This is a genomic window from Burkholderia sp. 8Y (assembly GCF_902506145.1).
GTDB lineage: Bacteria > Pseudomonadota > Gammaproteobacteria > Burkholderiales > Burkholderiaceae > Caballeronia.
On record NZ_LR733519.1, the window covers coordinates 1,973,947 to 1,986,484 of the forward strand.

The following is a 12,538-nucleotide window of genomic DNA, read 5'->3' on the forward strand; positions in this document are numbered from 1 at the left end:
GCAGTGCCACAGCGGCACGGACGCCACGCCAGCCCGCCGTGGCCTAACCCCCGCCAAGCCGCGCGAGCGCCTCTCGCGTGACGAGCGTCACACCCGACTCGGTGCGGAAAAACCGCGCGGCGTCATCGTCGGGATCCTCGCCGATCACGAGTCCCTCGGGCACCGTGCAGCCTCGGTCGATCACCACGCGCTGCAATCGGCAACTCGGCCCGACCGTGACCTGAGGCAACAAGACTGCCTCATTGATGTTACAGAACGAGTGCACGCGCACCGCCGACGAAAACACGGACTTCGACACCTGCGAGCCCGAGATCACGCAGCCGCCGCACACCAGCAGATTCGTGATGGCGCCTTGCTGGCCGTTCAGATCGCGCACGAACTTGCCGGGCGGCAACTGCTCCTGATTGGTCCAGATCGGCCATTTGCGGTCGTAGAGGTCGAGTTGCGGAATCGTCGAGGCGAGATCGAGATTGGCGGCCCAGTAAGCGTCGACCGTTCCGACATCGCGCCAATAGGCGGGCGCGTTCGGATCGTTGTCCGACGTGACGCAGGACATGCCGAACGGATGCGCGATTGCCCGGCCGCTCGTCACGACGCGTGGAATGATGTCCTTGCCGAAATCGTGGTCCGTGCTCGACGCGGCGATGTTCTCTTCGAGCAGGTGATACAAATACTTCGCGCTGAACACGTAGATGCCCATGCTCGCGAGCGCGATGTCGGGCTTGCCGGGCATGGCGGGCGGATCGGCGGGCTTCTCCAGAAAAGCCGTGACGCGGCGGTTTTCGTCGACATGCATCACGCCGAAGGCCACCGCCTCCATGCGCGGCACTTCGATGCAGCCCACCGTGCAGTCCGCGCCGCTCTCCACATGGTCGAGCACCATGCGCGTGTAGTCCATCTTGTAGACGTGATCGCCCGCCAGCACGATGATGAACTCCGGCGCGATCGAACGGATGATGTCGAGGTTCTGGAACACGGCATCGGCCGTGCCGCGATACCAGCTCGAATCGACGCGCTGCTGCGCCGGCCAGATGTCGATGAACTCGTTGAACTCGCCGCGCAGGAAACCCCAGCCGCGCTGGAGGTGGCGCAACAGCGAGTGCGCCTTGTACTGCGTGACGACCGCAATGCGTCGAATGCCCGAATTCAGGCAATTGGACAACGCGAAGTCGACGATGCGGTATTTGCCGCCGAAATGGACGGCGGGTTTGACCCGCTTGTCCGTGAGCGGCCCGAGACGCGTGCCGCGCCCGCCGGCGAGGACGATTGCGAGGGTGGACTTCTGCAAGTCGGTGCGATTCTTAGACGGCGTCTCCATGTCGGCTCCTGATTTGCCTGCGTCTGTTGGTTGTCGTGTGGATGGTCTGCGGTGCTTCGGTCCTCGGGGATTGGCCTCCGCTGTCAGCGGTGCGCGCGTTTATGTTCGTTGCATTATCGGCGCGCGTTCGGGTTTCTGTGCTGCCGCCGTTCGATTTTTTGTTGCCGGCAGGCATGGTTGTCGAGCGGACTGAGCAAGGCGCATGCCGAAAGCGCGCCCTGGACCGGGGCGCTTTCGGCATCGCGCTGCGTTGTTGCATGCGCGCGACTGGACAAAATGCGGCGCCGCACTTTATAACGAGCACGCGATGCTGCGCGACGCGGGGCACGGCACAATACCGAATGCCCCGCCGTATCGACTCCGACCGCCCACATGCAAGCCGGGAAATGACAACATGAACAATGTCCTGAGTATTCAGTCGCACGTCGTTTTCGGGCACGCGGGCAATAGTGCAGCGGTCTTTCCGATGCGGCGGCTCGGCGTCAACGTCTGGCCGCTGAACACCGTGCAGTTCTCCAATCACACGCAATACGGCCGCTGGACCGGCGGCGTGGTGGATGCCGAAGAGTTGCAGAGCGTGATCGAAGGCATCGGCGCGATCGGCGTGCTTGCGCGCTGCAACGCGGTGCTCTCCGGTTATCTCGGCGCGACGGAGCAGGGCCGCGCGGTCGTCGAGATCGTCAAGATGGTGAAGGCCGTGAACCCGCGCGCGCTTTTTTTCTGCGATCCGGTGATGGGCGTCGAGGGCGGCTGCACGGTCGCGCCCGGCATCGAAGATTTCCTCGTCACGACGATGCCCGAAGTCGCCGATGCGATCATGCCCAATCACAACGAACTGCAAAAGCTCACGGGCCGCACCATCGAGACCGTGGAAGAAGCCGTCGACGCGTGCCGCGAGGTCCTCGCGCGGGGGCCGCGGGTCGTGCTCGTCAAGCATCTGTTCGATCGCAACAGCCGCGCCGATACTTTCAACATGCTCGCCGTCAGCCCGAACGAAGCGTGGTTCGTGCAGCGGCCGCTGTATCCGTTCGCGCGGCAGCCGGTGGGCGTGGGCGATCTGACGAGCGCGGTGTTCGTCGCCCGGACTCTGCTCGGCGATTCGCTGCGCGACGCGCTCGAACACACGCTCGCGGCGGTCAACGCCGTTGTGAAGGCGACTTACGACGCAGGCCGCTACGAACTCGAGATCGTGGCGTCGCAAGACGAGATCGCGAAACCGACCGACCGCTTTCCCGCCATCCGTGTGACCGGTAACGCGCCGGCCCACGCGCGCTGACGCACTCAGACGGTAGCCGCGGCCGCCATCGCCCTGAAGTTCTCGGGCGTGGCGAACGCCAGATACTCGGCCTGCATCTCGGGCGTCAGGAATTCCAGCATTGTCCCGTTCTCGATCCAGAACTCGATCACGTCGAAGAAGTGGTCCCCGCGCGTGCAACGCACCGCGCGCCAGCCTTCGCGCTCGCCGATCGCCAGCACGTCGGCGGCGCTGCGCCGTGTCGCGATCGCCATGTGGAACGCGCTGTACTGCGGCCGCTCGACGGTGCCCGCTCCGTAGCTCACGCTCGTTTCGTGTCCGCCGCCGGGCGTGATGACGCGATCGCCCGGATACACCTCGATGATGCTGCCGCGGTCATCGCCCGCGACGGCCATCCATGCATCGGGAAAAGGGGAGAAGGGCGCGGCGAAGCCGTCCCAGAGTTCGGCTAGCACGTGCGCGACATGCTTCGGATCGCGGGCGGGAATGGACGCGTGGTAGATCATCTGGAGTACTCCGGCGGAAGGAGACGCAATGCGCGTGGATGCTTCCATGCTGTGCCGGACTGCGTCAATTGGCATTCGCCGCGATATTGCGGATTAATGCTTAATTTTGTCTTCTCGATATTATTCGTCTGGTTATTCGGACGATTAAATCGTGTGCATTTATCACGTACGTTCAAAACCCCGGCAAATTTGCTTGCGACAAAGAAGCTTGAACGTTACGCTTCGCTTCACCAGCGATTAACTCAATTCGCAGGTACGCGTTTCTCTCTTGCTCAGAAGTCTTGAGCAAATACAAACAGCGCCCGTCAGGGCGTGATTCTGTGGCCAGTGCATGCAGCGGGCTGATTCGACCGCATGCAAAAGCCATATACGGCAAAACTTGCGCGCATGAGACCAGCGCCCCGAGCGAAACTCCCGTTTCGCCCGGTCTCGTGTCGTTCGCGAAGTTTGTTGATGCTCGATTCACGCAGACAAGGCATGCATGCGCATGCCTTCGCGGAGCGTTGTGCGCGTTGAACGCATACCGCAACGAATTCTTTTAACGATAGGCGGAGTTGAGACATGGAAGGAAAATATACGCATTGGATTGGCGCAGTCGCTTCGGCAGCCGCGTTGGTTTTACTCGCCAGTTGCGGCGGCGGTGGCGGCGGAACCAGTTCGAACGGCGCAGGCTCGACGACAACGACGGACACGGGCGCGAGTTCGCCATCGGGCGCGAGTTCGCCGAGCGGCGCGAGTTCGCCATCGGGCGCGAGTGCGCCGAGCGGCGCGAGCTCGACCGGTTCGACGACCGTCACGCCGACCCTCGCCGCAGCGACGCAAGTCGTCGACGGCACGGCGCTGGGGACGGCGCAGTGGGCGAGCGGCTCGACGGCGAGCGGCGGCACGGGCCAGCCGATCAGCGGCCTGAACTGCGCGGTCGCGGGCAACACGTACAGCTACTCGCATCTGTCCATCTATCAGAACGGCAAACTGCTTGCGCTGCCCGCGAACATCGGCACCGTCGCGCCGACCATGGCGCTGCAGACGGGCTGCGTGTATCCGGTGCATACCGATGACAACACAGGCAAGATCCGCATGGACGTGACGAGCAACGCCTCGTACACGCTCGGCCAGTTCTTCTCGGTGTGGGGTCAGCCGCTTTCGGCGACGAACGTGGCGGGCATTACGGGCGCGGTCACGGCATGGGTGAACACGGGCGGCACGCTCACGCAATACACGGGCGATCTCGCGAGTCTCGTCTTGCCCCAGCACGGCGAAGTGACGCTCGCCATCGGCACGCCGCCCGCGCAGATTGCGACCTACACGTGGATCGATCCGCCGGCGTTCAACACCAACCCGGTCACGCTGGTCTATGGCGGAGTCGTCGGTACGACGGCTGCCTGGCCGACGGGCGGCACCGCGACGGGCTCGACGATCGACGGCATCATCTGCGCGGCGGGGATGGCCGAGACCTTCCACGTGCATGCGCATGTCGCGATCTTCAAGGACGGCCAATGGCTCCAGTTTCCGCAGCAGATCGGCATTCCGGGAAGCTGTAACTACGAGATGCACACGCACGATCAGACCGGCATCATCCATATCGAAACGCCGAACCTGAAGACCTATACGCTCGGGCAGTTCTTCGATATCTGGGGCCAGCCGCTCACGACGACCAACGTCGCGGGCAACACGGGCAACGTCGTGGTGTATATCAACGACAACGGCGACTCGCGGCGTTATCTCGGCGATCCGCGCGATATCGTGCTGACTTCGCATCGCGATATCACCTTCCAGATCGGCTCGCCGATTAGCTCGCTCGCCACGTACTCGTGGTATGAGCCGAAGTAAGCGCCGGCGAAGCAGGCGTTGAGGCAAGCGGGCGGCGTTCGGTGAACGCCGCCCGTTTTTCGTTGGACGAGCGTTAGAAGCGGCGCGCGGCAAAAAAAACGCCGCCCGGGGGAGGCGGCGAGAGCGCGTCCGTTGCGAGACTGTCCCGAACGGGGTGAACGGACGCGTGAGGAGACAACGAGATGCAGGTGAGTATCGCAAGGCCGGATGGCCGACTCAACCGGCTTTTGGAAGCAGTGCGTTTCGCGTTCGCCTGATTATGCCGATCCGCGCATCCGATCCGGCGTCCGCCTCGAGCCTCGGCTCATCCGAACCGAAACGTGCGTGTTGCGCGTTTCAGCATTCGTTCGACGGCATCAACCGGGGATAGCCCGGCTGCGCGGAATCGATCGTCGTGACGCATGCGCCGGGCTGCACGTCGAGCGTGCTGTCGATCGCGCGCTTCGCGCCGTCGCGCGTCTGAACGCCGTAGCGATAAACCTTCGCGGTCTGCTCGGGGCTTCTCTCGAAGAGGCTCGTCAGATCGAAGCTCAATCCCGCGCCCGCGCCGACACCGCTCCAGCCGCTGCCACCGAAACCGCCACCGCCCACGCCGACCGATGGCCCCGACGACGATGCCGCGCCGGTCGTCACGGTCGTCAGATATTGCTTGTCCGCGATGCGTCCGTTGGCGAGCCGGGCATCGGCCGGAAGTGCGCCCGATGCGCCGGGACCGGTGGCGCACGCCGCGAGCAGCGCGCAAGTCATGGCGACGACGCTTGCCAGCGCCGGGCGTTTGAACATGAGTCGATACGTTTTCATTGCAGCCTTCATTGAGCTTCTTCATACCCTCGGTGACGGCGAGCGTCTGATGTCTTATGCCAGCGAGAGCGAGGACGCGGCGAAGCGGCGCGCAAAAAAATGCCGCCCGTGAGAGGGCGGCGAGCCGATGTTTCGCCGGCAGAAGGCATGCGCGGCTGAGGGAGGCACACGCGCCGCGGTATGGTGCAGCAGCGCGCGGTCCATTTGAACCAGACTGCTCCGATTCCGTCCGCGAGCGATTCAGTCTTTCAGCAGGAAATCCACGATGGCGTCGCAGACGCGGCCGAACATCTGCGTGCCGGTGACGGTTGGACAGCCCCGCCCGCGAGCCGCTTCGATGAACGGCGTGATCGGCGGCTTGGTGACGACATCGCCGACGAAAGTCGCCGGCGCGAGGCTCGACACGTCGATGGGCACCGGATCGCCCGGTCGCATGCCGGCCGGCGACGCATTCACGACGATGTCGTAGCCATGCGCGGCGTCGTCGTCCGCGATGCTCACCGCGCCGCGCCCGAGCGACGCAAGCCGCGAGGCGAGGGCGCCGGTGCGTGCGGCATCGAAATCGCGGATGGCGAGCGACGCCACGCCCGCTTCCACCAGCGCGTGTCCGATGGCCGAGCCCGCGCCGCCCGCGCCGATCAGAAGCGCGCGCTTGCCGGCCGGCTCGCAGCCTGCGTCCGCCAGCGCCGCGACCATGCCGACGCCGTCGGACATGCCGCCGTGCCACGACCCGTCGGCGTTGCGCCTCAGCATGTTCGTCGCGCCGAGGATGTCCGATTCGCCGGTCAGCGTGCGGCAATACTGCGCCGCGCTGAACTTGTGCGGCACCGTGATGATGATGCCGTCGACGTTCTGCATCGGCGTCACGCCGGCGAAGAACGCGCCGAGGTCCGATGGCGCGACGTGCGCGGGAACGACGATCGCGTCGCGGCCGGCTGCGCGCATCGCGGCGGTGACGCCGGACGGCGAGCGGACCTGCGCGATCGGATCGCCGACGATGAAATACACGCGAGTCGCGCCGCTCAAGCCGGCATCGAGCGATGCGGAAAAGGAAGTGTCCTGCGCCATGCGTCGATTGTCCCGGTTGGCGCGCGCCTGGTGAGCGCGGGCGTGATGTGAAAAATGGCGGATGGAGAACTCTAGTTGAGATTGGAGTGACGTTCAACGGTGGCAAAGTCATTGATCTGCAACTAACGGTCGATTTTCTTCGCATACCTCGAACTGCGAAGCCAATCTCCAATACCCCGTCAACAAGCCCCGCCTGCACTATGCTTTGCAGATCAAGCCCGCTCCGAGGCAGATCATGACAGCCGCGACCGCCATCGCTCCCGCGCGTGAACTTCACGACTTGCCGTCGCCGCGCGGCCTGCCGCTCATCGGCAATCTGCATCAGCTTCCGCCCGCGACGCACCACCTCACGCTCGAACGCTGGGCCGCCGAACTGGGCACGCCTTACGTCTTCCGGCTCGGGCGCACGCCGGTCACGGTGTGGTCGGACATCGAACTGAGTCATGCCGTCATGCGCGAGCGGCCGCATCGCTATCGCCGTTACGAGCCGATCGAATCCGTGCTGAAGGAGTTCGGTTGCAACGGGCTTTTTTCGGTCGAAGGCGCGGCGTGGCTGCCGCAACGCCGGCTCGTGATGCAGGCGCTCTCCATTCCGCACATCAAGGCGTTCTATCCGACGCTCGCCGCCATCGCCGACCGTCTGCGGCGGCGCTGGGAAGCGGCGGCGCGCGATGAGCGCGTCGTCGACATGATCGGCGATCTCAAGCGGTTCACCGTCGATGCGACCAGCGCGCTCGCATTCGGCGAAGACCCGAACACGCTGGAAAAGGACGGCGACGTCATCCAGCAGCATCTCGCGCTGCTTTTGCCGATGTTGATGTCGCGCGTGAACGCGCCGTTCGCGTACTGGCGCTATCTGAAAATGCCGCGCGATCGCCGGTTCGAACATGCGATGGCCGAAGTGCATCGCTATATCCGCGCGCTGATGGCGCGTGCGCGCGAACGCATGGAGCCGCAGCAGCAGGAGCCGCGCAATCTGCTCGAAGCGATGCTCGCCTTGCGCGACGCGCCCGGCTCCGACATCACGGACGACGACGTTGCCGCCAACGTGATGACGCTTCTGGTGGCGGGCGAGGACACCACGGCCACGTCGATCGCCTGGGCGCTGCTGTTTCTCGGCGCGGACGATGGGCTTCAGTCCCGGATCGCCGCTGACGCCCGCCGCGCGCTCGGCGACGCGCCCGTGTGTCAGAGCTACGACGCCATGCGCGAGCTCGATTCGTGCGAAGCCGTCTGCACCGAGGCGAGCCGCCTGCATCCGGTCGCGCCGTATCTGTCGTTCGAACCGCTGGAGGACGTGCGGCTTCTCGGCGTGCGGCTGCCGGCGGGCACGAAGATGTTCATGCTCAATCGCCCGGCCATGCTCGATGCGCGCCATTTCGCCGATGCCGCCCGCTATGACCCGCAGCGTTGGCTGCGCGATCATCGTCGGGATGGCAATGCGAACGCGCCGACGCACGAAACGCGCGCCTGGCTGCAATTCGGCGCGGGGCCGCGCGTGTGTCCGGGGCGGCATCTGGCGTCGGTGGAAATGCGGCTCGTCGTGTCGATGCTGGCGGCGAACTTCGTCGCGCGTCTCGCGACGGACCCGGCGAACATCCACGAAGTCTGCGCGTTCACCATGGTCCCGAGCGAAATGCCGATGCGGCTTCAGTTGCGCGATCGTCGCGCCGAAGTCCGGTCGGACGCGAGACCTTATTGAGCGTCGAGCGCGGGCGCGGCAGCGGGCACGGCGCCGCCCGTCGCCATCCAGAGCACTTCGGCGTCTTCGTCGCTCGTGGAGATGGCCGCGTGGCCGGTGCGGCTGTCGAAGTACAGGCTGTCGCCGGCGTTCAGATGCGTCGGCGCGTAGAGTTCCGAATACAGGCAGACGCTGCCGCTGATCACGTACAGAAATTCCTCGCCTTCGTGACGGCCCCAGTCGTCGAAGGCGTCGAGCGTATGCGCGGAAATGCGGATGCGAAACGGCAGCATCGCCTTGTGCGCGAGTTCGGTGGCGAGCAGTTCCATCTGATAGCCGCGATACGCGTGGCGCTGACCCTGGTCGCGCCGCGTGAGCGCGCGCCTTCCGCTTGCGCTCGGCGCGCTCGCGTTGCCGAACAGTTCGGCAAGATCGATTCGCAGGCCACGCACGATTTTCTGGAGCACGTCGAAAGTGGGCGACATCAGCCCGTTCTCGATCTTGGACAGCGCCGAGCGCGACACGCCGCACAAGCGGCTGGCCGTCTCCAGCGTCATGTCTTGCGCGACGCGCGCCTGTCTGACGCGGCGGCCGAGATCGGCTGCGGATTGCTCGGGCGATGAGCGGGTGCGAAGGGTCGTCATGGCAATGCGCGGAAATTTTGTTTCGGATAATAACATCGGCACGAGTCCAACATTCGCCGCACATGGCTCGTCCTTGTTGGGGAGAACCCGCATATTGGCGCCATTGTGAGGCGTGACGTCCACGCGTATAGTCTCCACGAACGTTTCTGATCAGAAACACAGCAACGCGCCGTTCAACCAGCAGCTTCGAAAGGATTACACCGTGGACGCTCAATCGATTCTTTCCGACCTCGGGATTTCAGGACTCGTGCAGGACGGCGATCTCGCCGTCACGTCGCCGGTCACGGGGCAGGTCATCGGGCGCGTGAAGCGCCATACCGCCGCCCAACTCGACGCCACGCTCGATCAGGCGCGCACCGCGTTCGCCGTCTGGCGCACTGTGCCCGCGCCGCGCCGGGGCGAACTCGTGCGCCTGCTCGGCAACCGCTTGCGCGAAAAAAAGGCCGCGCTCGGGCGGCTCGTGTCGCTGGAGGCGGGCAAAATCCTCGAGGAAGGTCTCGGCGAAGTCCAGGAAATGATCGATATCTGCGATTTCGCCGTCGGCCTGTCGCGCCAGCTTTACGGCCTGACCATCGCATCGGAGCGCCCGGGGCATCGCATGGCCGAGACGTGGCATCCGTTCGGCGTCTGCACCATCATTTCAGCGTTCAATTTTCCGGTGGCCGTGTGGTCGTGGAATGCGGCGCTCGCGCTGGTGTGCGGCAACGCGGTCGTCTGGAAGCCGTCGGAGAAGACGCCGCTCACCGCGCTCGCCGTCGACCGCATCTTCCGCGAAGCCCTCGACGAATTCGGCAGTGCGCCGCCGGGACTCGCCACGGTCGTGATCGGCGACCGGGACATGGGCACGCAACTGGTCGCGGACAAACGCTCGGATATCGTCAGCGCGACCGGCAGCACGGAGATGGGCCGCGCGGTGGGCGTCGAAGTGGCGCGCCGCTTCGGCCGCTCGATTTTAGAGCTCGGCGGCAATAACGCGGGCATCGTCTCGCAGACGGCCAATCGCGATCTCGCGCTGCGCGGCATTCTGTTTTCGGCGGTCGGCACGGCGGGGCAGCGGTGCACGTCGCTGCGGCGCCTGTTCGTCCACGACAGCATCTACGACGAGACCGTCGCGCGCCTTAAAGACCTCTACGCGAAGGTGCCCATTGGCAATCCGCTGAACGACGGCGTGCTGATGGGGCCGCTCATCGACGTGCAGTCGTTCGCGCGGATGCAGGACGCACTGGAGCAGGCGAAGGGCGAAGGCGGCAAGGTGTTCGGCGGCGAGCGGGTGACGGTCGAGGGTTGCGAGAACGGCTACTACGTGCGTCCGGCGTTGATCGAAATGCCCGCGCAAAGCGAAGTCGTCCTGAAGGAAACCTTCGCGCCGATTCTCTATGTGATGCGCTACAGCGATTTCGACGAGGCTATCGCGCTGAACAACGCGGCGGTGCACGGCTTGTCGTCGTGCGCGTTCACGACGGACCTTCGCGAAGCCGAGCGATTCCTCTCTGCGTCCGGAAGCGACTGCGGCATCGCGAACGTGAACATCGGGCCGAGCGGCGCGGAGATCGGCGGTGCGTTCGGCGGCGAAAAGGAAACGGGCGGCGGACGCGAATCCGGCTCGGACGCGTGGAAGGCGTACATGCGCCGCGCGACCAACACGATCAACTACTCGTCCGAATTGCCGCTCGCGCAGGGCATCGACTTCAATCTCGGCTGAGACGTTCAACGCAACAAACTGCGACGGGGGCGGCGTGGCTCAACAGGTGGTGATCGTCGGTGGCGGCGTGATCGGCAGTTCGGTCGCGTATTTTCTGCGGGCATCGGACCCGGGCGTGCAGGTCACGGTAATCGAGCGCGATCCGACTTACGCGCGGTCGTCGTCGGCGTTGTCGGCGGCGTCGATCCGTCAGCAGTTCTCAACGCCGCTTTGCGTGCGCATGTCGCTATTCGGCATCGAGTTCTTGCGCGCCATCGGCGAGCGGCTCGAAGTGAACGGCGAGCGGCCGTCCATCGACTTGCACGAGGGCGGCTACCTCTTTCTCGCGACGCCTCGCGGGGAAAGCACGCTGCGCGAAAATCACGCGATGCAGCGTGAACTCGGCGCCGATATCGCGCTACTCGACCCTTCGGGCTTGCAGGCGCGTTTCCCGTGGCTCAACACGGACGACCTCGCAGCGGGCGCATTCGGCGAGCGCGGCGAAGGCTGGTTCGATGGCTATGGGCTCGTGCAGGCGCTCAGACGCAAGGCGCAGGCGCTCGGCGCGCGCTATGTGACGGCAGATGTGACCGGCATCGAACGCGAAGGGCGGCGCGCGACGCGCGTGCGCGCCTCGAACGGCGATGCGTATTCGTGCGATGTCGTTGTGAACGCGGCGGGCGCGTGGTCGCGCTCTATCGCGGGAATGCTCGGCATCAATCTTCCGGTGCACGCCCGGCGGCGCAGCATCTTCAACGTGTCGTCGCCGGCCAAGCTCGACGGCTGTCCGCTTCTGATCGACCCGAGCGGCGTCTATTTCCGCCCCGAAGGGCGCACGTATATCTGCGGCACGTCGCCCGCCGAGGATAACGACCCGGACGACCTTCCGCTCGACGAAGTGGACCACGCCCTTTTCGACGATGTGATCTGGCCGACGCTCGCGCATCGGGTGCCGCCATTCGAGGCATTGCGCGTGGAACGTTGCTGGTCCGGTTATTACGAATACAACGTGCTGGATCAGAACGCGATAATCGGCTTTCATCCGGCAATCGACAATTGCATTTTTGCAAGCGGCTTTAGCGGACACGGTCTGCAGCACGGTCCGGCCACCGGGCGCGGTGTCAGCGAACTGATCCTGCATGGCCGATATACAACACTCGATCTATCGCCGCTCGATTGGGCGCGTGTGATCGAAGGGCGGCCGATCGTGGAGAAGAACGTCGTTTAGCAATAACGGCGGATAAGGCGCGGGGGACGGACACTCTTTAAATGATCGATACCGTTTCGGCGCGCGTCCATCGATGAAATCCACTAGGGCCAGTTGGCCCACGGAAGCGCATCCTGAATATGTCTCGATAATTCGAGTGTGAACAGGAGGCAAAGATGGATGCTCGATCCAACACGCAACACGCGCATTTCGCAGAATGGATGGACGATCAGCAGGTAACGGGAGAATCGACGGCAACGGCGTCGCACCGCTCTAGCCAGGTGTGCGCCGAACCGGAATATGTTGCCGACGTATGCGGACGTTTCGCGGGAGAAAAAACAGAAGAGGAACAAAAGTCCTGCGTGGTTCGCGGATATAACTAAGCGTTTTGCAGTGCGATTCGTTGCGCGCGATATCGGCATTTACGCCGCGGGCGCGCAGCGATAACCGATAGACAAAGGCAATTCGCGCCGCACGGCGGATTTGCGTATCGTGAATGCGCGCAGTTCTTCTGCGCCCATGCTTTCGTCGCGTTCGGTTCACGCTA

Annotated in this window: 11 protein-coding genes; 6 read left to right on the top strand and 5 right to left on the bottom strand. The window is 64.5% G+C overall.

What is annotated here, in order from left to right:
- Positions 1-43: 43 nt before the first annotated feature.
- A complete protein-coding gene (gene glgC, locus GV035_RS08835) occupies positions 44-1,318 on the bottom strand; it encodes a glucose-1-phosphate adenylyltransferase (protein WP_159834562.1) in 1,275 nt (424 codons plus the stop codon).
- 394 nt (positions 1,319-1,712) lie between these two features.
- Here glgC and pdxY point away from each other — a divergent pair, with 394 nt between their 5' ends.
- Positions 1,713-2,594, top strand: a complete 882-nt coding sequence (gene pdxY / locus GV035_RS08840; protein WP_159834563.1) for a pyridoxal kinase PdxY — start codon at positions 1,713-1,715, stop codon at positions 2,592-2,594.
- 5 nt (positions 2,595-2,599) lie between these two features.
- Here pdxY and GV035_RS08845 read toward each other — a convergent pair whose 3' ends face one another.
- A complete protein-coding gene (locus GV035_RS08845) occupies positions 2,600-3,079 on the bottom strand; it encodes a hypothetical protein (protein WP_159834564.1) in 480 nt (159 codons plus the stop codon).
- Between the two features lie 561 nt (positions 3,080-3,640).
- On the opposite strand from GV035_RS08845, the gene GV035_RS08850 reads away from it, so the two are divergent.
- Positions 3,641-4,909: a hypothetical protein gene (locus GV035_RS08850; RefSeq protein ID WP_201303937.1), complete on the top strand. Its 1,269-nt coding sequence runs from the start codon at positions 3,641-3,643 to the stop codon at positions 4,907-4,909.
- A gap of 336 nt (positions 4,910-5,245) precedes the next feature.
- Here GV035_RS08850 and GV035_RS08855 read toward each other — a convergent pair whose 3' ends face one another.
- Entirely contained in the window at positions 5,246-5,710 is a 465-nt protein-coding gene (locus GV035_RS08855) for a hypothetical protein (RefSeq protein WP_159834565.1), read from the bottom strand.
- A gap of 240 nt (positions 5,711-5,950) precedes the next feature.
- Positions 5,951-6,778 (bottom strand): shikimate dehydrogenase family protein, encoded by an 828-nt coding sequence (locus GV035_RS08860; protein WP_159834566.1) that lies wholly within the window; start codon positions 6,776-6,778, stop codon positions 5,951-5,953.
- Positions 6,779-7,013: 235 nt separating this feature from the next.
- Between GV035_RS08860 and GV035_RS08865 the strand changes: the two genes are divergently transcribed.
- A complete protein-coding gene (locus tag GV035_RS08865) occupies positions 7,014-8,480 on the top strand; it encodes a cytochrome P450 (RefSeq protein WP_159834567.1) in 1,467 nt (488 codons plus the stop codon).
- Here the strand turns inward: GV035_RS08865 and GV035_RS08870 are convergent.
- Positions 8,474-9,103, bottom strand: a complete 630-nt coding sequence (locus tag GV035_RS08870) for a helix-turn-helix domain-containing protein (protein WP_159834568.1) — start codon at positions 9,101-9,103, stop codon at positions 8,474-8,476. The genes GV035_RS08865 and GV035_RS08870 overlap by 7 nt on opposite strands.
- A 202-nt stretch (positions 9,104-9,305) precedes the next feature.
- Here GV035_RS08870 and amaB point away from each other — a divergent pair, with 202 nt between their 5' ends.
- The 3 genes from amaB (at position 9,306) to GV035_RS08885 (ending at position 12,374) form a co-directional block, all read left to right on the top strand.
- A complete protein-coding gene (gene amaB / locus GV035_RS08875; RefSeq protein ID WP_159834569.1) occupies positions 9,306-10,805 on the top strand; it encodes an L-piperidine-6-carboxylate dehydrogenase in 1,500 nt (499 codons plus the stop codon).
- Between the two features lie 34 nt (positions 10,806-10,839).
- Positions 10,840-12,012 carry an NAD(P)/FAD-dependent oxidoreductase gene (locus GV035_RS08880; protein ID WP_159834570.1) on the top strand — a complete coding sequence of 391 codons (1,173 nt, stop codon included), beginning with the start codon at positions 10,840-10,842 and terminating at the stop codon, positions 12,010-12,012.
- A gap of 155 nt (positions 12,013-12,167) precedes the next feature.
- Positions 12,168-12,374: a hypothetical protein gene (locus GV035_RS08885; protein ID WP_159834571.1), complete on the top strand. Its 207-nt coding sequence runs from the start codon at positions 12,168-12,170 to the stop codon at positions 12,372-12,374.
- Positions 12,375-12,538 lie beyond the last annotated feature (164 nt).